The sequence below is a fragment of the Deinococcus metalli genome (assembly GCF_014201805.1).
GTDB classification, from domain to species: domain Bacteria; phylum Deinococcota; class Deinococci; order Deinococcales; family Deinococcaceae; genus Deinococcus; species Deinococcus metalli.
In genome coordinates this window covers 139,905-159,950 of sequence record NZ_JACHFK010000011.1, presented here as the reverse complement: position 1 = coordinate 159,950, position 20,046 = coordinate 139,905, and the positions used below count along the sequence as shown (strand labels likewise).

Annotated in this window: 21 protein-coding genes; 10 read left to right on the top strand and 11 right to left on the bottom strand. The window is 71.8% G+C overall.

Going from position 1 to position 20,046, the window contains the following annotated elements:
- Nucleotides 1-6: 6 nt before the first annotated feature.
- Nucleotides 7-1,536, top strand: a complete 1,530-nt coding sequence (gene bshC / locus HNQ07_RS18670) for a bacillithiol biosynthesis cysteine-adding enzyme BshC (RefSeq protein ID WP_221275190.1) — start codon at nucleotides 7-9, stop codon at nucleotides 1,534-1,536.
- A gap of 15 nt (nucleotides 1,537-1,551) precedes the next feature.
- Here the strand turns inward: bshC and ftsY are convergent, their stop codons facing one another.
- The 3 genes from ftsY to HNQ07_RS18655 all read right to left on the bottom strand — a co-directional run bounded on the left by ftsY (nucleotide 1,552) and on the right by HNQ07_RS18655 (nucleotide 4,946).
- Nucleotides 1,552-2,508: a signal recognition particle-docking protein FtsY gene (gene ftsY, locus HNQ07_RS18665; RefSeq protein ID WP_184114620.1), complete on the bottom strand. Its 957-nt coding sequence runs from the start codon at nucleotides 2,506-2,508 to the stop codon at nucleotides 1,552-1,554.
- A 76-nt stretch (nucleotides 2,509-2,584) separates the two neighbouring features.
- The gene (locus tag HNQ07_RS18660; protein ID WP_184114618.1) at nucleotides 2,585-2,839 is read right to left on the bottom strand and encodes a glutaredoxin family protein; all 255 of its coding nucleotides are present in this window, start codon (nucleotides 2,837-2,839) and stop codon (nucleotides 2,585-2,587) included.
- 10 nt (nucleotides 2,840-2,849) lie between these two features.
- On the bottom strand, nucleotides 2,850-4,946 hold the full coding sequence (locus HNQ07_RS18655) for a protein kinase domain-containing protein (protein ID WP_184114616.1): 2,097 nt from the start codon (nucleotides 4,944-4,946) through the stop codon (nucleotides 2,850-2,852).
- A gap of 235 nt (nucleotides 4,947-5,181) precedes the next feature.
- Between HNQ07_RS18655 and HNQ07_RS18650 the strand changes: the two genes are divergently transcribed.
- The 5 genes from HNQ07_RS18650 to HNQ07_RS18630 all read left to right on the top strand — a co-directional run bounded on the left by HNQ07_RS18650 (nucleotide 5,182) and on the right by HNQ07_RS18630 (nucleotide 10,670).
- The gene (locus tag HNQ07_RS18650) at nucleotides 5,182-6,984 is read left to right on the top strand and encodes a hypothetical protein (protein ID WP_184114614.1); all 1,803 of its coding nucleotides are present in this window, start codon (nucleotides 5,182-5,184) and stop codon (nucleotides 6,982-6,984) included.
- A gap of 80 nt (nucleotides 6,985-7,064) precedes the next feature.
- On the top strand, nucleotides 7,065-7,598 hold the full coding sequence (locus HNQ07_RS18645) for a hypothetical protein (RefSeq protein ID WP_229832182.1): 534 nt from the start codon (nucleotides 7,065-7,067) through the stop codon (nucleotides 7,596-7,598).
- 118 nt (nucleotides 7,599-7,716) lie between these two features.
- Nucleotides 7,717-8,544 (top strand): serine/threonine-protein kinase, encoded by an 828-nt coding sequence (locus tag HNQ07_RS18640; protein ID WP_184114612.1) that lies wholly within the window; start codon nucleotides 7,717-7,719, stop codon nucleotides 8,542-8,544.
- A complete protein-coding gene (gene holA, locus HNQ07_RS18635) occupies nucleotides 8,535-9,437 on the top strand; it encodes a DNA polymerase III subunit delta (RefSeq protein ID WP_184114610.1) in 903 nt (300 codons plus the stop codon). Before HNQ07_RS18640 ends, holA begins: the two co-directional genes overlap by 10 nt.
- A 96-nt stretch (nucleotides 9,438-9,533) precedes the next feature.
- Entirely contained in the window at nucleotides 9,534-10,670 is a 1,137-nt protein-coding gene (locus HNQ07_RS18630; protein WP_184114608.1) for an acyl-CoA dehydrogenase family protein, read from the top strand.
- A gap of 9 nt (nucleotides 10,671-10,679) precedes the next feature.
- Here HNQ07_RS18630 and HNQ07_RS18625 read toward each other — a convergent pair whose 3' ends face one another.
- The 3 genes from HNQ07_RS18625 to HNQ07_RS18615 are packed head-to-tail and all read right to left on the bottom strand — an operon-like array spanning nucleotide 10,680 to nucleotide 12,950.
- Complete coding sequence (locus tag HNQ07_RS18625; RefSeq protein WP_184114606.1) at nucleotides 10,680-11,468, bottom strand: hypothetical protein; 789 nt, start codon at nucleotides 11,466-11,468, stop codon at nucleotides 10,680-10,682.
- Nucleotides 11,469-11,472: 4 nt separating this feature from the next.
- The gene (locus HNQ07_RS18620) at nucleotides 11,473-12,225 is read right to left on the bottom strand and encodes a fumarylacetoacetate hydrolase family protein (protein WP_184114604.1); all 753 of its coding nucleotides are present in this window, start codon (nucleotides 12,223-12,225) and stop codon (nucleotides 11,473-11,475) included.
- Nucleotides 12,226-12,251: 26 nt separating this feature from the next.
- Nucleotides 12,252-12,950, bottom strand: a complete 699-nt coding sequence (locus HNQ07_RS18615) for a Crp/Fnr family transcriptional regulator (protein WP_184114603.1) — start codon at nucleotides 12,948-12,950, stop codon at nucleotides 12,252-12,254.
- A 76-nt stretch (nucleotides 12,951-13,026) separates the two neighbouring features.
- On the opposite strand from HNQ07_RS18615, the gene HNQ07_RS18610 reads away from it, so the two are divergent.
- Entirely contained in the window at nucleotides 13,027-13,716 is a 690-nt protein-coding gene (locus HNQ07_RS18610) for an ABC transporter ATP-binding protein (RefSeq protein WP_184114601.1), read from the top strand.
- A 24-nt stretch (nucleotides 13,717-13,740) separates the two neighbouring features.
- Here the strand turns inward: HNQ07_RS18610 and HNQ07_RS18605 are convergent, their stop codons facing one another.
- From HNQ07_RS18605 to HNQ07_RS18585, 5 genes are all read right to left on the bottom strand, one after another.
- Nucleotides 13,741-14,826 (bottom strand): NADH:flavin oxidoreductase/NADH oxidase, encoded by a 1,086-nt coding sequence (locus tag HNQ07_RS18605; protein WP_184114599.1) that lies wholly within the window; start codon nucleotides 14,824-14,826, stop codon nucleotides 13,741-13,743.
- A 77-nt stretch (nucleotides 14,827-14,903) separates the two neighbouring features.
- Nucleotides 14,904-15,452 carry a hypothetical protein gene (locus HNQ07_RS18600; RefSeq protein ID WP_184114597.1) on the bottom strand — a complete coding sequence of 183 codons (549 nt, stop codon included), beginning with the start codon at nucleotides 15,450-15,452 and terminating at the stop codon, nucleotides 14,904-14,906.
- Between the two features lies 1 nt (nucleotide 15,453).
- The gene (locus HNQ07_RS18595; protein WP_184114595.1) at nucleotides 15,454-16,242 is read right to left on the bottom strand and encodes an ABC transporter permease; all 789 of its coding nucleotides are present in this window, start codon (nucleotides 16,240-16,242) and stop codon (nucleotides 15,454-15,456) included.
- Complete coding sequence (locus HNQ07_RS18590) at nucleotides 16,239-16,988, bottom strand: ABC transporter permease (RefSeq protein ID WP_184114694.1); 750 nt, start codon at nucleotides 16,986-16,988, stop codon at nucleotides 16,239-16,241. The genes HNQ07_RS18595 and HNQ07_RS18590 overlap by 4 nt, the downstream gene beginning before the upstream one ends.
- A 62-nt stretch (nucleotides 16,989-17,050) precedes the next feature.
- A complete protein-coding gene (locus tag HNQ07_RS18585; RefSeq protein ID WP_184114593.1) occupies nucleotides 17,051-18,079 on the bottom strand; it encodes an ABC transporter ATP-binding protein in 1,029 nt (342 codons plus the stop codon).
- A gap of 164 nt (nucleotides 18,080-18,243) precedes the next feature.
- On the opposite strand from HNQ07_RS18585, the gene HNQ07_RS18580 reads away from it, so the two are divergent.
- From HNQ07_RS18580 to clpS, 3 genes are all read left to right on the top strand, one after another.
- A complete protein-coding gene (locus HNQ07_RS18580) occupies nucleotides 18,244-19,074 on the top strand; it encodes a hypothetical protein (RefSeq protein WP_184114591.1) in 831 nt (276 codons plus the stop codon).
- A gap of 87 nt (nucleotides 19,075-19,161) precedes the next feature.
- Entirely contained in the window at nucleotides 19,162-19,653 is a 492-nt protein-coding gene (locus HNQ07_RS18575) for a DUF2726 domain-containing protein (protein WP_184114589.1), read from the top strand.
- A gap of 50 nt (nucleotides 19,654-19,703) precedes the next feature.
- On the top strand, nucleotides 19,704-20,021 hold the full coding sequence (gene clpS / locus HNQ07_RS18570) for an ATP-dependent Clp protease adapter ClpS (protein ID WP_184114587.1): 318 nt from the start codon (nucleotides 19,704-19,706) through the stop codon (nucleotides 20,019-20,021).
- Nucleotides 20,022-20,046 lie beyond the last annotated feature (25 nt).

The following is a 20,046-nucleotide window of genomic DNA, read 5'->3' as shown; positions in this document are numbered from 1 at the left end:
GAGTACATGGCGGGAGGGCTGGGCGACTTCGTCCGGCTGCGGCCCGGAGACCTGACAGGCGCGGCGGCCAGCCCCCGGCCGGACATCGACCGGGACGCGCTGGTGGGAGCGCTGCGGGCGTACCACGCGGCGCTGGGCACGCTGGATGCGAACGTCGAGGCGCAGCTCGGGCGGCTGGCGCATCCGGCGTCGCGGGTGGTCGTGACGGGCCAGCAGGCGGGCGCCCTGACCGGCCCGGCGTACTCCGTGCACAAGGGCGCGGACGCCGCGCTGCTGGCCCGTCAGCTCGACACCGAGGACGCGCCCGTGGTGGCCGTGTACTGGATCGCCAGCCAGGACCACGACGCGGCCGAGGTCGCGTCGACCACCCTGCTCGACCTGTCCGAGACGCTGCACCACGTCACCTTCGACCTGCCCCAGGGCCGCCCGGTGGGCCGGCTGCCGTGGCGGGACGACTACACGGCGCAGGCCCTCGCCCTGCTGGACGCCTTCGACGCGCCCGCCGAGCACGTCGAGCGCGTGCGCCGGCGCGTACTGAGCGCCGCGGCGGCGGGCGGCAGCTACGCGGATGTGTTCGCCCGGCTGATCCACGGCCTGCTGGGCCGCGCAGGCCTGCTGGTGCTCGACCCGCTGCACCCGGCCCTGGCCCGGCTGATGGCCCCCGCACTGGCCCGCGAACTGCGCGCTCCGCTGGCCTCCTCAGAGCGTATCGAGGCGGCGGCGCAGCGGCTTGAGGCGGCCGGCTTCGTGCCGCAATTGCGGCGACCGCCGGGCGCAACCAATGTGTTCCTCGAGGAGGACGACGGGCAGCGCCGGCTGCTGCGCGTGGACGGCCACGAGCTGCGCACCGAGACCCGGCCCTACACCACGGACGAGCTGCTGGCCGTGCTGGAGGCCGACCCCACGCGCGTGACGCCGGCGGCGGGCCTGCGCCCCATCGTGCAGGACACGATGCTGCCCACCCTGGCCTTCGTGGTGGGCCCGGGCGAGATCGCGTACGGCGCGGAGTTGCAGGACGTCTACCCGCTGCACGGCCTGGAGCAGCCGCTGCTGTGGCCGCGCCTGAGCGTCACCTGGCTGGAACCGAACGTCGCCCGGCTGCTCTCCCGGCTGGACACGACCGCCGCGGCGGTGCAGGCGGACCCGGAGGGCGTCCTGGGCCGCGCCCTGGCCCGCGAGCGCGGCGCGGCGGCGCTGTCGCAGGACACGCTGTCGAGTCTGGAGGCGCAGTTCCGGCACCTCGCGGACGGCATCGCCGACCTCGATCTTACGCTGGTCGGCGCGGTCGAGCGCACGCGCACGCGCACGCTGGCCCGGGTGGAGCACCTGCGGACCCTCGGCACCCGCGCCCTGGCCCGCCGGGAGGACGAGCGCAGCGGGCAGCTCACGCGCCTGCGGGCGCACCTGCTGCCACGCGGCGTGCCGCAGGAGCGCGAGATGAACTTCCTAGCATACCTGCTCAAGCACGGCGACACGCCGCTGGACATGCTGCTGGCGCTGGAGCCGGGCTGGCGCGGCGAGCTGGTGATTCCGTAGCGTTGTGCGGTCCCGTCAGCTCTTCGGGATGTCCACGTCGAACAGCGCGCGCACGAACTCCTGGCTGTCGAAGGGTTGCAGGTCACCGGGCTGTTCGCCCACACCGATGAACTTGATGGGCACGCCGAGTTCCCGCACGATGGGCACCAGGATGCCGCCCTTGGCGGTGCCGTCGAGCTTGGTCACGACCACGCCGGTCAGCGGGGTGCTCTCGTGGAACTTCTTGGCCTGTTGCAGGCCGTTCTGGCCGGTCACGGCGTCCAGCACCAGCCACACCTCGGCGGGCTCGCCGGGGTCGGCCTTCTCGATCACGCGCCGCACCTTCTTGAGTTCCTCCATCAGGTTGTGCTTGGTGTGCAGGCGCCCGGCGGTGTCCACGAACAGCAGGTCGGTCCCGCGCGCTGTGCGGGCGGTCGCGGCGTCGTAGGCCACGGCGGCCGGGTCGCCGCCGTCCTGGCCCTGCACGACCGGCACGCCCAGGCGGTCGCCCCACTCGCCCAGCTGCGCGCCCGCGGCGGCGCGGAAGGTGTCGCCGGCAGCGAACATCACGCTCTGGCCGCGCGACATGTAGTACTGCCCGAGCTTGGCGATGGTGGTGGTCTTGCCCACGCCGTTCACGCCGATCACCATGACCACGTGCCCGCTCGGATCGACGGTCTTGCGCCGCGCGTCCGGGGCGAAGCCCAGCTTGCGGAACTCGGCGCGCCGGGCGTCGGGTTCGAGTTGCAGGGTCAGGGCGTCCATCAGGGCGTCCTGGAGGTTCTTGCCTTCGGCGCGGCGCACGTCGGCCAGGATCTCCTCGGTGGCGGCGCGGCCCACGTCGGCGGCGATCAGGGCGTATTCGAGATCCTCGATGGTGTCGAGCCGATTGGTGACGACGTCCCGGACGTCCTGCCCGAGGAAGCCGGCGGTGTCGTTGATCTGCTTGCGGGTCTTGCTCAGGCCGTCGCGCAGGCGTTCGAGCCAGCTCACGCGCTGGCCGCCGGGGATGGGAGGGTGGACAGGATGGCGCTCATACGCCCACCATAGCGTCCGGCGCGGCGCCGGGTCAGGGCGAGCGGGCGTCGCGCAGCAGGACGATCTTCAGCGTGCTCAGGCGCTGGCGGCCCAGCACACCTTTGGCGAGCGTGCGGCCGTCCAGGGTCAGCACCGGCACGTCGTCGCCGTAGTGGGCGCGCAGGGCCGCGTCATGGTCCACGTCCACCGGCCGGTAGCGGAAGTCCAGGGCGCGCAGGTGCTCCTCGGCCAGCTCGCACAGGTGGCAGCCCGCGCGGGTGTACAGGATCAGTTCCGGCAGCGCCATGCCCGCCAGCTTACGCGCCGACGTGGTGCAGGGCCTGCTCGCGGTTCAGGATCGACATCGCCAGGACCGGGGCGTACATGTCCGTCTGGGTGATCAGGTCGCCCACGTTGCTGAAGGTCCGCAGCACCTGGCCGCCCTGGCGCACGGCGAAGATCTGCCCCTCGGGCGCCACCTCGATCAGCCACGGCGCGTCGGCGGGTTCCCCGACCAGCGTTTCCAGCGCGAAGGTCGCGCCGGGCGTGCCGTCCGCCTCGATCTTGCGCAGTTTGCGGGCCACCCCGTCCACGATGTACACCGCGCCGAACTGATCGATGCCCAGGCCGTCGAGCTGCCGCAGGCTCTCGCTGGTGCGGTCAAGGCGGAAGGCGTAGCGGCTGACGTACTCGCCCTGCGCGTTGAAGCGCTGCACCTCGTTGTTGCCGATGTCCAGCACGTACACCTGCCCATCGGGCGACGCGACGATCGCGCGGGGCTTCTCGAAGCGGCCCATGCCCTGCCCGTGTCCGCCGAAGGTGCGCAGGTGACGGCCCAGGGTGTCGTACACGACCACGTGGTGCGCCTCGGCGTCCAGCACGTACACGGCGTCCGCCGTGACGGCCAGGTCGACCGGCTGCAGCAGTTCGCCGTCCGACAGGCCGTACGGGCCGAAGCTCAGGAGTTCGCGGCCCTCAGGGTTGATCTTGCGGACCAGGCCGCCGGACTTGCCCTGGCGGAACTCGGCCATGGTGATGTACAGGTTGCCGCCGGCGTCGCCGGCCACGGCGTTCGGGGCGCTGGGCAGGCTGGCGCTGCCGCTGCCCTGGTCCTTGAGGCTCTGGCGCAGCTTGCCGCGCACGTCCAGCAGCCGCAGAGTGCCGCGCTTCTCGCCGACCGAGAGGGCCAGCGCGACCGGGTCGTTGAAGACCTCGTCGGACATTACGCCGGCGTCGATACGGGCGATCACGTCGTCCAGGGTGGGGCGCTGGGCGGGGTCTTTCTCGATCATGTGCAGGATCAGGTCGTTGAGCTTGCCCGGCACTTCCAGCCGCACCTGCTTGGGCGGCTTGGGCGACTCGAACACCTGCTGGTGCACGACCGCCTCGTAGGACCCGCGGAACGCGGTCTGGCCGGTGACCATCTCATACGCGAGCAGGCCCAGCGAGTACACGTCGCTGCGGGCGTCCACGCGGTTGCCCTTGGCCTGCTCGGGCGCCATGTAGATCGGCGTGCCCACGCGGGCGCCGGTCATGGTCAGGCGGGTGAGCACCTTGCCGACCGCGATGCCGAAATCCATCAGCTTGACGCCGCCCTCGCGCAACTGACCGTCCACGAAGGCGTTTTTCAGCACCATCACGTTCGCGGGCTTGATGTCCCGGTGCACCACGTTCTGCATGTGGATGTGCCGCAGCGCGTCGGCCAGCGCGCGGATGACCTGCACGCCCTCGGTGAAGCTCAGGGTGCGCTTCTCGAGTTCGCCTTCCAGGCTGTCGCCGTCGAGGAACTCCATGGCGATGTAGTGCTCGGGCGTCTGCATGCGGTAGTCGTACACGCGGACGATGTTCGGGTGGCTGAAGCGCTTGAGGACCTCGGCCTCGCGGTAGAAGCGCTTGACGAACTTCGCGTCCGCGAGGTACTTCTCCTGCGGCACCTTCAGCGCCACGATGCGGCCGTCCTGGCGGCGCTTGGCGCGGTACACGCTCCCCATCCCGCCGATCCCGATGCGGTCGAGCACCTCGTACTCCTGGAAGCGCAGGTCTGACATCGTCTGCGTGATGGTCGGCCGGCGCGAGGACGGCACGGGCGTCGCGGTGCGCTGCACCCGCACGGGACGGGGCGCGGGGCGCGGCCGGCGCGGCATGGACGAGCGGTGCGACGCGCGCCCGAGCAGGAAGGGCGCGCTCGCCAGGATCACGGCGGCCACGGCGAGGTAGCCCTGCACGCGTTGCAGCCCGGCGAGCGTGAACTGGCCCTTGCCGCCGCCGACCGGCAGGTGCACCGACACCGCGCCCAGCAGGATCAGCACGGCCAGGGTGGCGACCGCCGCCACGACTGTCAGGATGCGTTCGCTGGCCCGCACCGACAGCAGCAGGCCCACGACGAACAGCGCCGTGAGCAGCAGCGGGGTCATGCCCTGCTCCGTGCCCGGGTGGGGGGCGGACTGGAGGCCGTGCTCATGGCTCCTGTTATAGCGGAGCGTCCTTGCGGCAAACTTACAAGCGCTCCTTCCCTGCCCCCATCGGACCGCTGGCCCGTGACCGGCTGAACAGGCATACTGACCGTGTCATGCCGCGCCGCGCTTCCTGTCGCCCGCTTCCCCGGCTCCGCGCCGGGGCAAGGCGCACCGACCGTGCGGGAGCGCGCCTGTGACCTTCTGGCCCGAACTCGTCGAGCTGTTCGAGTACAAGGTCGCGGACCTGGTGGCGGGCCGCGTGCCGCGCGGTGGGCGGCGCTCGCTGCTGAACCTGCGCAGCGACCTGCTCACCGCGGAGCTGGAGCCCCCGCTGCAACGCCGGCTGATCGAGGCCGACCGTCAGTTCCGGACCTACACCAAGACCGGGCTGGCGCCGCAGACGTCCACCACGGTCGTGCAGCGCGCCATTCCCGCCGCCGCGTGGCAGGCGCCGGTCACCGCGCGCCCGGACGAGGCCCTCGCGTGGGAGGAGTTGCAGCGCCTGGCGTGGCACGACCGTCTGGTGACGGAGGTGCAGGGCCTGATCGCCGCGTGGTCGCGGGAACTGAACCTGATCAGCCTGCGGGTGCTGTACACCGCCACCGAGAACGCCGAGCGGCTGCTGCACGCCGGCCAGGAGCCGCTGGCGGTGCCGACCTCGAACGACCCGCTGGTGAGCCTGCTCGACCGGACGGTGCAGGAGCACCTGACGCAGACGGTCGCCGCCCTGCTGAGCAGCCGGGACGGCGAGGTGCGCCTGCGGGCGGCGCTCTCGGAACTGCACGAGACGCCCTTTCCGCGCCACCCGGACGAGGACGTGCTCACGGCGCGCATCGAGGCGGCCAACCGCGAGCGCCTCACGGCGGAGGAACGCGCCGCGCTCGTCCGGGCGCTCCAGGACCAGTACCCGCTGCCGCGCGACCCGCGCGAGCGGCCTGCGATCCGCGAGGCGGTGCGGGCGCTGGGACAGAAGCTCGAGCCGCTGCTGGCCGGAGCGCCGCGGTCGACACTGGGCACCGTGCCGCACCACAGCGTGCTGTACGCCCCGCAGCCCGAACTCGCGCTGGGCGTGGCAGACGACGCGGCGGACGAACTGGTGGTGTACCTGCCGGGTGGGCAGGCGGCGCGCTGGCGGGGCGTGGACTGGCGCTGGCAGTTCATCGCGCCGCAGTGGCAGCTGCTGGCCGGCTCGCACGTGGCGCTGCTGCGGCCGCTGGACCCGCCGGCCGGACGCCGCGTGCGGCTGGACACGCCGCAGGGGACCTTCAAGGTGTTCGTCAGCGGGCAGTACGCGCTGCTGCGGGCCGAGGTCAAGCCGGAAGAGGAGCTGGGACGCCGCGCCGCGGTGGGCCGGACGGTGGCGCTGCTGCTCGAACCGTCCGGGGAATACGCCTTCTTGCGACTGGCGCGGGCGACGGCGCAACTGCTGCGCGACGGCCGGGTCGATCCGCAGGCGCTGGGGCCGCGCAGCGCCGAGCGCTACAAGGTGGCGACCCAGCCGGCACTGCTGACGTTCGCGCGCCGGGGCGTAACCACGCTGCTGGCGCGGCTGGCGGCGCTGTCTCCGGAGGAGGTGACGCGGCACGTGCAGGATGCCGGCCGGGCGCTGGGGCTGAGCGCAGAGCGCGGAGTGCGGCTGACCGAGTCGCTGCACGCCGCGATGCACCGGCCCGAGCCGCTGCCGGTGCCGGTCAGCACCACGCAACTGGACGTGCCGCTGGACGGCCGCCTGGTGAGCGTGCAGCTGCTGGACGAGCCGCTCACGCTGCTGGTGGGTGGCCGCGCGCTGACACTGCGCCAGGACTTCCAGGGCCGGCTGGCCGCCGTGCTGCCGGGCTTCGCCGCGCAGTACCTGCAGGACCTGCTGGTGGTGCGCCTGCAGGATCTGAGCGTGGTGCTCGCCCGGCACGGCCGCTGGCTGACGGCGGCGGCGGAGCTGGACAGCCCGGACGTGACCGGGGCCGGCGACCTGCCCACGCTGCTGGTCGACGGCTGACGGACGCATGACGGCGCCCGCACGTTCCTCATCTCTGCCTCATGAGCAGCGTGGGACGGGCCGTTAGGGTTGACGACGACATGATCCGCTCCTTCCTGACCCTGCCGCTGCTGAGCGCTGCCCTGCTGGGAACTGCGGGTGCCGTCCCCGTGAAGCTCGCCAATCTGCCGCTGTCCGTCGAACCGAACGCCAAGCTCCTGACCCTGAGCAGCGAGGGCATCCGCACGGCCTTTCCCGCCGCGACGGGTCGCCCGGACGCGGTGTTCATGACCGAGGACCGCAAGGTGAGCGTGGCCTTCGAGTGGCGGGCCAGCAAGCTCGCGGTGAACGAGGTCGAGAAGCTGGTCGCGCAGTTCCCCGCCGTGATCCGGGCGCAGGTGCCGAACGTCAAGACCCTCAAGGCCACCCTGCTGCAGGTGGGCGGCGCGCCGTGGGCGCAGTTCGTGTTCACCACGCCGCCCAGCGCTGCCCAGGGCGACGACCTGCGCCGCGAGCTGCTGGTCACCAGCCTGGGGGGACGGATGCTGGTGCTGACCATCGCCGGGAACCTCAAGGACTATTCCCGGAACGAGGCGGTCGTCCGCACGCTCACCAACTCGGTTCACCTGAACTGATGGCCCGCCGCAGCGCAGGGCCGGGGCGGCGTCCTGGCCCTGCGGCGCCGTGTTCGGCCGTGACGCCGCAGGCATTCCATGAGAGACTGAAGCATGAAAGAACTGGCGCTGTGAGACCGTGCAGGAGCTAAGCGACAACCCGGCCCTCGGTGCCCTGGAGCCGCTCGGCGAGCACGCGGGCGTGTTGTGCGCCGCGGCCGAGTGGCAGAGCCGGCGCGTGTTCGTCAAGACCCTGACGATCGACGACCCGGACGCCACGCTGCGCTTTCAGCACGAGGGGCGCGTCGCGGCGTCGCTGGACCACCCGCTGATCGTGTCTCCGCTGGCGGCGTCGGACCGGCGGCTGATCTTTCCGTTCGTGGCGGGCGGCACCCTGCGCGACCGGCTGGAACTCGGGCCGCTGCCGGCGGAGCAGGCCACCGAGGTGGTGCTGGGCATCCTGCACGCGGTGACGTACCTGCACGAGCAGGGCGTCACTCACCACGACATCAAGCCCGAGAACATCCTGCTAACCGGCGGCGAGCCTCGCTTCTGGAACGTGCGGCTGATCGATTTCGGCATGAGCCACTCGCGGGCGCTGCCGCTGGACATCCACAGCGGCACGCGCATGGGCACGCCCCACTTCATGGCGCCCGAGCAGTTCCGCGGCGTCCGCGGCGATCCGCGCAGCGACGTGTACTCGGTGGGCGTGCTGCTGTTCGACTGCCTGTCCGGCCACCCGCCCTTCGAGGACGCGCTGGGCTGGCTGGCCGGCCTGCACGACCGCCTGGCCCCGCTGCCCGGCCCGGCGGACCTGCACCCTCTGCTGCAAAGCGCCCTGTCGCGCGCGCCCGCCGAGCGGCCGGTCAGCGCCGAGGCGCTGCGGCTGGAGGTCTGCCAGGCCCGGCGGCGGCTCGGGTACACCGAGATCGGTCCCTCCGGCGAGCACGCGCCGCCGTGCCCCTGATCGCCTTCACCGGCCCGCGGTTCCTGGCCGAGGAGACGCTGCGCGCGGCGCTGGCCGCGCGCGGCATGAACGTACGCGACCTGCCGTGGCTCGCGGGCGAGGAGGTCACGGCGCAGGAGCTGGGCCCACACCTCTCGCCGGGGCTGTTCGGGGACGGCGGGGTGATCGTGGACCTCGCGGGCGCCAAGCCGGACAAGGCGCTGCTGGAGCTGCTGGCCGCCGCGCCTGTGACGGTCGCGGTGCTGGACGAGACCCCCGCCGCCACCCGCGCGAAGGTGTACGAGGCGCGCGGCGAGGTGATCCCCACGCCCGGCCCGGTCCGCCCCGGCGACGTGACGGGATGGGTCGTGGCGCGCGCCAAGGCCATGAAGCTCCCGCTGGGCCGGGACGCCGCGGTCTACCTGGCGGAGGTGTTCGGCCTGGACCTGGCGGGCATCGCGGGAGAGCTGACCAAGCTGGACCTGCTGGACGGCCCGCTGGACCGGGAGCGCGTGGCGGGTGTGGTGGGCCGCGAACCGCCGGGCGACAGTTTCGCGATGCTGGGGGCCGCGACTGCCGGGCGCCCCGGAGAGGCCGTGACGCAGCTGCGCCGCCTGCTGGCCGCCGGCGAGGACCCCTTCCGGCTGCTGGGCGCGGTGGTGTGGCAGTACTCGCTGGTGGCGCGCTGCGTGGCCCTGAGCGCGCAGGAGGGCCGCGTGAACGAGGCGGTGGCCGCGCAGCGCCTGGGCGTCAAGCCCTACCCGGCGAAGAAGGCGCTGGAGGTGGCCCGCAAGCTGAACGAGCCTAAAATCCGCGCGCACCTGGGCCGCATCCTGGACGCGGACCTGGCGATGAAACGCGGCCTGGACCCGGCCGTGACGCTGGAGCGGCTGATCGTGCAGTTGAGCCTGTAACGCGGCGCGTGGCGGGGTGTGGGCCGGGCCTGGGTTTATACTCGGTTCAAAACAGCGTGTGCGGTCGCCCGACCCGTGCCCCCAAGGAGCGTGCCCATGGAGTTCAGCCTGTCCGACGAGCAACGCCAGCTGCAACAGCTGGCCCGCGACTTCACCCGCAAGGAGATCATCCCGGTCGCCAGCGAGTACGACCAGAGAGAGGAACTGCCGTGGCACGTCGTCGAGAAGGCCTTCGAGGTCGGCCTGCTGAACGTCGGCATCCCGGAACACGCGGGCGGCCTGGGCCTAGGCATGCTGGACGAGTGCCTGATCGGTGAGGAACTGGCGTACGGGTGCATGGGCATCTTCACGATCCTGATGGCCTCGGAGCTGGGCATCACGCCGCTGCTGGTCGGCGCGACCGAGGAGCAGCAGCGGCGCTTCCTGACGCCGCTGACCGAGAAGCCCAGCCTCGCGGCCTTCGCGCTGAGCGAACCGAACAACGGCTCGGACGCCGCCGCGATGCACACCACCGCCGTGCTCGACGGCGACGAGTGGGTCATCAACGGCACGAAGATGTGGATCAGCAACGGCGGCGTGGCGGAACTCACGGTCGTGTTCGCCACCACGGACCGGCAGGGCGGCCACCGGGCCACCGTTGCGCTGGTCGTGCCCAAGGACGCGCCGGGCTTGTCCTACAACAAGATCAAGCACAAGATGGGCCAGCGCGCCAGCCTGACCAGCGAACTCGTGTTCGAGAACGTCCGGGTGCCCAGGGAGAACCAGCTCGGCGGCCTGGGAGACGGCTTCAAGATCGCCATGAAGACCCTCGACAAGACCCGTATTCCGGTGGCGGCGGGATCGGTGGGCATCACGCGGCGGGCGCTGGACGAGAGCGTGAAGTACGCGCGGGCACGCGAAGCCTTCGGGAAACCCATCGCGGACTTCCAGGCCATCCAGTTCAAGCTGGCCGAGATGGCCATGGGCCTGGAGACCGGCCGCCTGATGTACCAGAAGGCCGCGTGGCTGGTGGACCAGGATCAGCCGCACGGCTACGAGAGCGCGATCGCCAAGGCGTACTGCTCGGAGGTGGCCGTGGCAGCCGCGAACGAGGCGATCCAGGTGCACGGCGGCTACGGCTACGTGGGCGAGTACCCGGTCGAGAAGCTGCTGCGCGACGCCAAGCTGAACATGATCTATGAGGGCACCAACGAGATCCAGCGTGTGGTGATCGGTCGCGCCCTGCTGAAATAGGCCGGCCGCTCAGGGCCGTCCCGCCGCCTCGATGCGTGCCCGGACGGCCCTCGCCACATCGGGGGACCACGCCCCGTGCGAGGACCACCACGCCTCGGCGAGGTTCAGGAGCCACGCCGCGCCCGCCGGCAGCGGCAGCGCCAGGGCGGCCTCCAGCGCCTCGGCGTGCGCCGGATGCGTGCGCTCGACCCGCCGCCACACGTTATGGACGTCCAGCAGGTCGGGCGCGGCCGGTGGCTCCAGCGTCCGCAGCAGGGTCAGGTGATCCTGCACCGCGTACACCCGGACCATCTGGTGCGCGGCGAGCCGTTCTCCGCGCGCGTGCCGGCCCACGCCGACCAGCAGGTGCAGCATCAGATCGGAGAGCACGCCGGCGACGTCCGGGGCCGGGGGAGGTTCCCGGTCCGGCAGGGTCGCGGCCAGGCGCCGCGGCAGGTCGCCTACACGGTCGAAGGCCACGCGGGCGTGATGGTTGCGGCTCACGGCGAGTTCGTCCGGCGTGAACACGGCGTACTCCAGCAGGTGGCCGTCGGCATAGATCACGCGGGCGCCGTGCGTGGTGTCCCGGTGGTGGTGCACCACGGAAGCGGCGCGCGGCGGCAGCCACTCCGGCGACGCGCGGTAGGAGTCGGCCGCGTCCGGCGTCACGATCACGAAGAAGTCGTGGTCGCTGTGCGCGTCCGGGGCATGGTGCGTGCCGGCCGTGCTGCCCAGCAGGATCAGGCCCAGCACCTCTGTCCGCGCGGCCAGCGCCGCGCCCAGGGCCGCCGTGAAGGCGGCGTGCTCGCCGGTGTCCACGGCCTCAGCCGATCGGCGTGGTCAGGACGCCGATGCCCTCGACCTCGACCTCCACGGTGTCCCCGCTCTGCAGCGGCCCGACGCCCTCGGGCGTGCCGGTCAGCACCACGTCGCCGGGCTCCAGCGTGACGAACCGGGTCACGTATGTCAGGATCGCGGGCACGTCGAAGATCATGTGGCTGGTGCGGCTGTCCTGCTTGACCTCGCCGTTCACGCGGGTGGTCACTCGCACGTCGGCCGGATCGAACTCGGTCTCCAGCCACGGCCCCAGGGGGCAGAAGCGGTCGGCGGCCTTGGCGCGGAACCACTGCAGGTCGGTCTTCTGCAGGTCGCGGGCGGTCAGGTCGAGCCCGCAGGTGTAGCCCGCCACGTGCGCCAGGGCGGTGTCCGGCGTCAGCTGCGACGCGCGGGTGCCGATCACCAGGGCCAGTTCGCCCTCGAAATGGAAGTTCTGGGACCACTCGGGGCGGTCCACAGCGCCGCCGGGCTCGGCCAGCGCGTTGGGACCCTTCAGGAAGATGCCGGGCTCCTTGGGCAGGTCACCGGTGTCATTGCCGAGTTCGCGGATGTGGTCGAGGTAGTTGCGGCCCACGCACACGATCTTGGTCGGCTCGGCGGGGGCCAGCAGCGCGGCCGGGTCGAGCGGCACGCTCTGGCCAGTGCGCTCGCCGGTCATGCCGGTGGTGAGGTGGACGGTGTGGTCGTCGAGCTGGCCCCACTGGGCTCGCCCCGCGTGCTGAATCCGGACGGTACGCATCCCCGAGAGGATACCGCTCCGGCCCGTTACTCGCCGGCGTCCGGCAGGTCCAGCGGGATGCGATCCAGGCCGTCCGGATCGAGCAGCGTGACGCCGTGCGCGCCCATCCGCACCAGGTTCTGCTTTTCCAGCTTGCGCATCACGCGCGACACCGTCTCGCGGCTGGACGAGATGCGCAGCATGATGTCCTGCGTGCTCAGAGGCAGCACCTCCGGGCGCGGCACGCCGGCCTGCACGCGCTGGCGGTACAGGTTCGTGAACACGTGGCTCAGGGCCGCCTCGGTGTTCATGCCGAAGGCGATCAGCTCGTCGTTCAGGAACGTGACGCGTTCGGCCAGCAGGCGGCTGAGGTTCCACAGCATGCGGGGATACCGGCGCAGCAGCTGCTCGAAATGGTCGCGGTACAGCATCAGCGTGGTGACCGGCGTGAGGGCCGTGACGGTCGCGCTGCGTTCGCTGGACAGCGACAGCACCGCCGTCTCGCCCAGCACGCCCGGCGCGTACACGTCGCCCATCACGCGCTCGCGGCTGCCCAGGCTCACGCGGCTGATCCGCACGACGCCCTCGGTCAGCAGGTGCAGCGCCTCGCCCCGGTCGTCCTGCGAGATCAGCACCTCGCCCGACGACAGGTGGCGTTCCGTGACGATCCCGGCCAGTTCGGTCAGTGCCGCGTCGGGCACGTCCCGCAGCAGGGGGTTGCGTTTCAGGGTTTCCAGCCGAGACATCACCGCGCATCCTACCGTGCCGCGAGCACCCGGACCGAACCTCGACTGGACGGCTGCCCCCCGCGCACGGGCTAACATGCGCCGCGTGACTCCGCCCGCCCCCGCCCTGAGCGCCCGGCACCTGGCGCAGGCCTACGGTGACCTGACCGTCCTGCGCGGCGTGTCCCTGGACCTCCACCCCGGCGAGGTGGTGGCCGTGACCGGTCCCTCGGGCAGCGGCAAGAGCACCCTGCTGCACCTGCTGGGCGGCCTGGACACCCCGCAGCGCGGCGAGGTGTGGTGGGCCGGGGAGCGCGCCGACACGCTGGACACCCAGACCCGGGCCCGGAGGCGCGCCGGCCGGCTCGGCCTGGTCTTCCAGCACCACTACCTGCTCGACGACCTGAACGTGCTCGACAACGTCCTGATCCCGGGGCGCCTGGCCGGCCACCCCGACGCCGAGCACGCCCGCAGCCTGCTCGCCCGCGTGGGCCTGGCCGGTCGGGAATCGGCCCTGCCCGGCGTCCTGAGCGGCGGGGAACGCCAGCGGGTCGCGGTGGCCCGCGCGCTGGCCGCCCGCCCGGCCGCTGTGCTGGCCGACGAACCCACCGGCAGCCTCGACCGCGCCAACGCCCAGCGGGTGGCGGGCTTGCTGGTGGACCTGGCGCGGGAGACGGGCGCGGGCGTGCTGCTCGTCACGCACGACGAGCGCCTCGCCCGCCACGCCGACCGCGTGCTGCACCTGCTCGACGGTCAGTTCACCGACGAGTTGCCCGACTACGACTGAGGCGGCCGGCCGCGCTCCATGCGGTCACGTCGACCGGGTACTCCGGGCGTACTGGGCAGCGACCTCGGGTTTCACGCCCAGGGCGAGTGCGGCAGCCTGCGTCCAGTGCGGATCGCCCAGGAACGCGCGGGCGATGGCGATCAGGTCGGCGTCGCGGTTCTGGAGGATCGACTCGGCCTGTTCGGGCCGGTCGATCATGCCGACGGCCATGACGTGCAGGTCCGGGTGCGCCGCCTTGACCTGCGCGGCGAAGGGCACCTGGTAGCCCGGCCCGGCGGTGATCTGCTGCGCGGTGGTCAGGCCGCCCGAACTGACGTCGAGCACGGCCACACCCTCGTTCAGCAGCTGGCCCGCGAGCTGCGTGGTCTGGTCGGCGTCCCACCCCCCGTCGGCCCAGTCGGTGGCGCTCACGCGGACGAACAGCGGCTTGTGCGTGGGCCACACCGCCCGCACCGCGCGCACGACCTCCAGCAGGAAGCGGGTGCGGTTCTCGAAGCTCCCGCCGTACGCGTCCGTACGGCTGTTCGATAGCGGCGACAGGAACTCGTGCAGCAGGTACCCGTGCGCGGCGTGCACCTCGACCGTGTCGAAGCCCGCGATCTCGGCGCGGCGGGTGGCGGCCACGAAGTCGGCCGTCACGCGCGCGATGTCCTCGGCGGTCATGGCGACGGGCGTGGGGTAAGTGGGATCGAAGGCCGCGCCGTCCGGGCCGATCACCTCCCACCCGCCGCGCTCCGTGGGCACGGCGCCGCGCCCACGCCACGGCGCGTAGGTGCTGGCCTTGCGCCCGGCGTGCGCGAGCTGGATGCCCACCCGGCCGCCCTGCGCGTGGATGAAGTCCGTGATGCGCCCCAGCGGCGCGATCTGCTGGTCGTCCCACAAGCCCAGGTCCTCGGGGCTGATACGGCCCTCGGGAGACACGGCGGTCGCCTCGGTGAAGACCAGGCCCGCGCCGGAGAGTGCGAACTGGCCCAGGTGCACGAGGTGGAAGTCGTTGGCGTAGCCGCCCTGCGCGGAGTACATGCACATGGGCGACACGACCACGCGGTTGGGCAGGGTCACGCCCGCGAGTCTCAGCGGCTGGAACAGCAGGGGGGTGGGTTCACTCATGCGCCGACTCTAGGCGGGGCGTTCCGCGGCTGCCAGGGGGCGCAGACTTCACCAAGCCCACAGGCACCGGAACCGGGTCAGCGGCGGCGCGCGGCATGGCGGGCGGCCGCCTGAACGTGCGCCTCCGCCCAGAACGCCGCCTCCAGCGCGGCCAGGTCGGGGGCTGGTCCGCCGCCCGGGCGGCGGTAGTCGGTCGCCTCCAGCCGGGTCAGGAGCGATCCGGGCCGCTGCCCCGCTGCGTGGAACACGGCCGATTCCGGGGCGCTGCGGGCGGCCGTGACCAGCGCGCCGTAGTGGTCGCCCAGCACCTGCAGGTCACGCACCGTGCCGGTGTAGACCCACGGGCCGTACTCGCCCAGCAGCGCCAGGAAGCCCGTCCACTCGCTGCCCAGCACCATGCCCAGCGCGTCGCGGCGGGGAGTGTCCTGGGGCAGCCACGGCCGCGCCGTGAGCAGGTCACGGGCGAAGTGCGGCTCGGATGCGAACTCGGCGGCCGCGCGGGTCGCGTCGGCCGGGCTGCCGATGTCGCGCAGTTCCGTCAGGTGTGCCAGCCGCGACCGGGCGTCCGGGCTCAGGCGCAGCGCGCGGGGCGAGGGCAGGCCGAGCGCGGCCCAATTGACCTCCACGCTAGCTGCTCGCGCTGGTGTAGCTGGCGACCGCGTACCGCCAGAACAGCCGCGTGACGAGCAGCAGCGCGGCCGCCACCAGCGGCGACGTCAGCGCCAGGGTCACGCCCAGCTGCCCGGTGAGGGCCTGCGCGGGCACGGTGGTCACGAACGCGACCGGCACCACGAAGGTCAGCAGGAAGCGCACCGGCACCGGGAACGCGGTCGCCGGAAAGCGGGCCGCGCCGAACACGCCGCTGAACAGCTCCGTGACGTTCTGTGTCTTCACGAACCAGAACGCGGTGGTGCTCAGGCCCAGCCAGATGCAGTACACGATCACCAGCGCCGAGGCGTACAGCAGTGCGGCGGCCAGGGCGCTGCCGGGCGTGACGGTCAGCGCCGACGCCGCGGACACGATCAGGCCCACGCCGATCACCATGTCCGGCACCCGCAGAACGTTCAGGTGGCGGGTGCTGACGCCGAACTGCGCGTCGATGGGCTTGAGCAGCGTGAAGTCCATCGCGCCGGTCCGCACCGCCTCCGCGATCCTGCTCATGTTCGGCTGCACGAACACGGCGATGAAGCCCTCGGTGAGCATGTAGAAGCCCGTCACGAGCAGCGCCTCGCGGAACGACCACCCGCCCACGCTGGTGGTGCCCGGCTGCCCGAACAGCACCCCGATGCCCAGCAGCGCCACGCCCACCTGCCCCAGGCTGGCCAGCACCGCCCCCACGAAGTTCGCGCGGTACTCCAGCTGCGCCGCGACCGTCGCCCCGGTGAAGATCCGCACCAGCCGCAGGTAGCGCCTCACGCGCCCACCGCGCCGTAGCGGCGCAGGCCCGCGCGCCACACGGCCTGCCGCACCACCCAGAACACCACGAGCCACCCGAGCAGCACTGCGGCGCCCTGCCCCGCCTGCGCCAGCGTGGCCTTGCCCGCCAGCAGCTGCGACGGCAGGCCCAGCATGTACGGAAAGGGCGTCCACACGGCGACGCGCTGCACCCACTCCGGGTAGAAGGCCAGCGGCGCGAACATCCCGCCCAGCGCGGCGTACACCAGCCACACGATCTCCTGGAAGGACGTGCTGGAGTCCGTCCAGAACGCGAGCAGCCCGAGGGTGTATTCCCACAGGAAGCGCACGCCGAAGCCCAGGACGACCAGTGCCAGCACCGCCGGGTACGCCCACCACGCGGTCGTGAACCGCGCCCCGGACAGCCACGTGAACAGCGCGGCGAGCAGCAGCATGGGAATGAGCCGCACGAAGCGCTCCGAGACGTGCCCCAGCAGGTGCTGCCAGAACGGATCGAGCGGCCGCAGCAGCTTGGGCGACAGCACGCCCTGCCTGATCTCGTAGTCCAGTTCGTGCGACACCCACACCACCAGCAGTTGCGACACGAACCACGTGGACAGGAAGTACGTGGCGAAATCCGCCGGGGTGTACCCGCGCACCATGCCGCCCGGCGCCGCCGCCGCCTGGGCCATCCACACCAGCATCATCACCAGCGACAGCGTGCCCGAGAGCATCCAGATCACCACCTCGGCGCGGTACTCGGTCATCAGCGCGAACTGCGTGGAGAACAGCACGCGCACCTTGCGGCCGGTGGCTTGCAGGCGGGTGGTCACACCCCCACCTCCACTTTCGGCGCGGCCGGCGCACGCTGGCCGCCGAAGAGTTCCGCCATCACCGCCTCGATGGGCGGGTCCTCCACCGTCAGGTCGGCCACGTCGAAATCGGCCAGCAGCCGCGCGGCGCGGGCGCTCACCTCGGCGCGCGGCACGGTCAGCTCGGCGCTCAGGCCACCGGCGGACACCACCTGGCCGTAGGCGGCCAGCGCCTCCGGCGACGCGGGCTGCCGCAACTGCACGCGGATGGTCTTCCCGCCGCTCCCCTGCTCGGCCAGCGCGCCCAGGTCACCGTCGAACACCAGTTCGCCCCGGTCGATCACCAGAATGCGCTGCGCGAGGGCCGTCACGTCTGCCATGTAGTGGCTGGTCAGCATGACCGTTGCCCCGAAACGCGCGTTATAGTCGCGCACGAAGGCCCGCACCGCCTCCTGCATGTTCACGTCCAGGCCGATGGTCGGCTCGTCCAGAAACAGCACCTGCGGGCGGTGCAGCAGCGCCGCCGCCAGCTCGCACTTCATGCGCTCACCCAGACTGAGTTTGCGCACCTGCTTTTTCAGGATGCCGCCCAGGTCCAGCACCTCCGTGAACTCCCGCATGGTCGCGTGGTACTCGTCGTCGGGAATCTCGTAGATCGCCTGGTTGACCAGAAAGGAGTCGAGCGCCGGCAGGTCCCACAGCAGCTGCTGTTTCTGGCCCATCACCAGCGTGATCCGCTTCAGGAAGGCCGCCTCGCGCCGGCGCGGCTCGAAGCCCACCACGCGCGCCGTGCCGGCCGACGGGTGCAGCAGGCCCGACAGCATCTTCAGGGTCGTGGTCTTCCCCGCCCCGTTCGGCCCCAGGAAGCCCACCACCTCGCCCGGTTGCAGGTCGAAACTCACGCCCCGGACGGCCTCCACCGAGCGGGACTTGCGGTTGACAAAGGATTTCAGGCTCCCCAGCAGCCCCGGCTCCTTCTCGTGCACCGTGTACTGCTTGTTCAGGTCGCGGACGTGGACGGCAACGTCCGGGGAGGCAATGGTCATAGGTGCCCCCAGAATACGTCGGGAACGGATTTCATTCCGGTGATAGGCCACTTGACGTAACCCTTGTCCGGGCGCGGCTGGTCCCATGCCAACGCTTCACACTCCGGGGAGCCCTCCCCCCACGGCGGTGTCGCGGCGACCAGCCACCTCACTAGACTCCGGGCATGACCGCGCCGAAACTGACGCTCCTGCTGGGTTGCGCCCTCCTGCTCGCCTCGTGTGGGGGTGGGGGGACGCCGGCCGTGCAGCCGCCGTTGCAGCCGTCGCAGCCGGCCGTGACCGTCTCCTCCGTGTCGGGCGTGGTGGTGGAAAACGCGTCGACGGACGCGGGCATCGTGACTGGCCCGTGGAGCGGCGGGGCCGGCAGCGTGAGCGGTGAGGTCACGGTGGGCAGCGGGACCACGGCGACGACCGAGACCCTCACGACGGCGGACCTCGCGGCGGATGGCCAGTTCACGCTGCCCCTCCCGGCCAGCGTGGACGGCGCGAAGCTGCACGCCTTCACCGGGTCGTACTTCGACGTGGGCGCGCAGTATCCGGCCGACAGCGGCACGAGCACCGCGTGCACGGGCGCCCCGACCCTGAGTTCGTCGGCCGCGCACGGCATCACGCTGGCGGTCAAGGTCAAGGCCGCCAAGGCCGGCACCATCGCGCCGCTGGCGCTGGGCAGCGACGCGTCAGGCGCGCCGTCCATCCAGATCGGCAGTGTGGTGTACGTGGACGCGCCACTGACCGTCGTGGGCACCGTGACGTGTACCAGCACGTACGCGGGGCTGCAGGTCAGGGGCACCGTGACCTACGACCTGAACCTGGCGAGTGGCTGGAACCAGCTGACGATCAAGGAATCCAGCGGCGGCGTCTCGTCCAGCGGCGGCACGTCCACGCAGGACATCGTGCTGTCCAGCGGGGCGCTGCCCACGAACCAGTGGATGTTCTCGCCCTACACGGCCGTGACGCCGGTCGGGCCAGGCTCGCTGCCCCGGCCGGCCCGCTGAAGCCGCCGGCTGGCCAGTCCATGCCGTCCAGGACGGCGGCCGCTCATCTCCGGCACCCCGGGGCGCCGGGTCCCGCTACGGTGGAGCATGGCCCTCGGTTGTCTGGCGGCGCTCTTCGGCGTCAAGGAATCGCCCTCGTCCACTCCGGCAACGGGGGAGCGCACCGTGCCGGACTCGCTGCCGGTGGAAGTCAAGCGGTTCTTCTTCAGCCGGGATGAAAACGCGTTCTACTCGGCCCTGACGGAGGCGACGCAGGGCACGACCTACCGCGTGTTCCCGAACGTGCGCCTGAACGACCTGTTTAAGATCACGGCGGAGGGGTCGCGGGCCGCCACGCTGGGCCGGCTGCGCGACAAGCACGTGGATTTCCTGCTGGTGGACGCCGCCCAGGGCTACCGGCCGGTGCTGGGCATCGAGCTGGACGGCCGCTCGCACGCCTCCGAGCGGCAGCAGCACCGGGACGCGGTGAAGGACGTCGCGTTCCGCAGCGCGGGGCTGCCGCTGCTGCGCCTGCCCTCGCGCGCGTATTCGCCGGCCGAGGTGCGGGCGGAACTGCACCGGGTGCTGCCGGCGCGCTGACGTGGTGGAGGGGCACCATTTGCCCACCACAGGCCAGCTAGACTCCGCGCATGACGCGCCGAGAGGGCGAAGGCCACACCCAGACGCTGGAACGCACGCAGACGCGGCGGCCCCGGCTGTACCGCGTGCTGCTGCTGAACGACGACTACACGCCGATGGACTTCGTGGTGATGGTCCTCACGCGCTATTTCCGTAAGGCGGAGCACGACGCCCAGCTGATCATGCTGGCCGTGCACCACAAGGGCCGCGGCGTGGCGGGCGTGTACTCGCGCGACGTGGCCGAGACGAAGGTGGCGCAGGTGACGTCGCACGCGCGGGCCGAGGGCTATCCCCTGCAGGTCGTGGCGGAACCGGAGGCGGAGGAATGATACGGAACTTTCGCAATTCCAAGAG

Bases quoted from the DNA above. Each gene is read 5' to 3' on its own strand.
- bshC (WP_221275190.1), top strand. From the start codon at position 7: ATGGCGGGAGGGCTGGGCGACTTCGTCCGGCTGCGGCCCGGAGACCTG.
- HNQ07_RS18580 (WP_184114591.1), top strand. From the start codon at position 18,244: ATGACCGCGCCGAAACTGACGCTCCTGCTGGGTTGCGCCCTCCTGCTC.
- HNQ07_RS18630 (WP_184114608.1), top strand. From the start codon at position 9,534: ATGGAGTTCAGCCTGTCCGACGAGCAACGCCAGCTGCAACAGCTGGCC.
- HNQ07_RS18660 (WP_184114618.1), bottom strand. From the start codon at position 2,839: ATGGCGCTGCCGGAACTGATCCTGTACACCCGCGCGGGCTGCCACCTG.
- HNQ07_RS18575 (WP_184114589.1), top strand. From the start codon at position 19,162: ATGGCCCTCGGTTGTCTGGCGGCGCTCTTCGGCGTCAAGGAATCGCCC.
- HNQ07_RS18605 (WP_184114599.1), bottom strand. From the start codon at position 14,826: ATGAGTGAACCCACCCCCCTGCTGTTCCAGCCGCTGAGACTCGCGGGC.
- HNQ07_RS18585 (WP_184114593.1), bottom strand. From the start codon at position 18,079: ATGACCATTGCCTCCCCGGACGTTGCCGTCCACGTCCGCGACCTGAAC.
- HNQ07_RS18620 (WP_184114604.1), bottom strand. From the start codon at position 12,225: ATGCGTACCGTCCGGATTCAGCACGCGGGGCGAGCCCAGTGGGGCCAG.
- HNQ07_RS18610 (WP_184114601.1), top strand. From the start codon at position 13,027: ATGCGCCGCGTGACTCCGCCCGCCCCCGCCCTGAGCGCCCGGCACCTG.
- HNQ07_RS18615 (WP_184114603.1), bottom strand. From the start codon at position 12,950: ATGTCTCGGCTGGAAACCCTGAAACGCAACCCCCTGCTGCGGGACGTG.
- HNQ07_RS18655 (WP_184114616.1), bottom strand. From the start codon at position 4,946: ATGACCCCGCTGCTGCTCACGGCGCTGTTCGTCGTGGGCCTGCTGCTG.
- clpS (WP_184114587.1), top strand. From the start codon at position 19,704: ATGACGCGCCGAGAGGGCGAAGGCCACACCCAGACGCTGGAACGCACG.
- HNQ07_RS18590 (WP_184114694.1), bottom strand. From the start codon at position 16,988: ATGACCGAGTACCGCGCCGAGGTGGTGATCTGGATGCTCTCGGGCACG.
- HNQ07_RS18645 (WP_229832182.1), top strand. From the start codon at position 7,065: ATGATCCGCTCCTTCCTGACCCTGCCGCTGCTGAGCGCTGCCCTGCTG.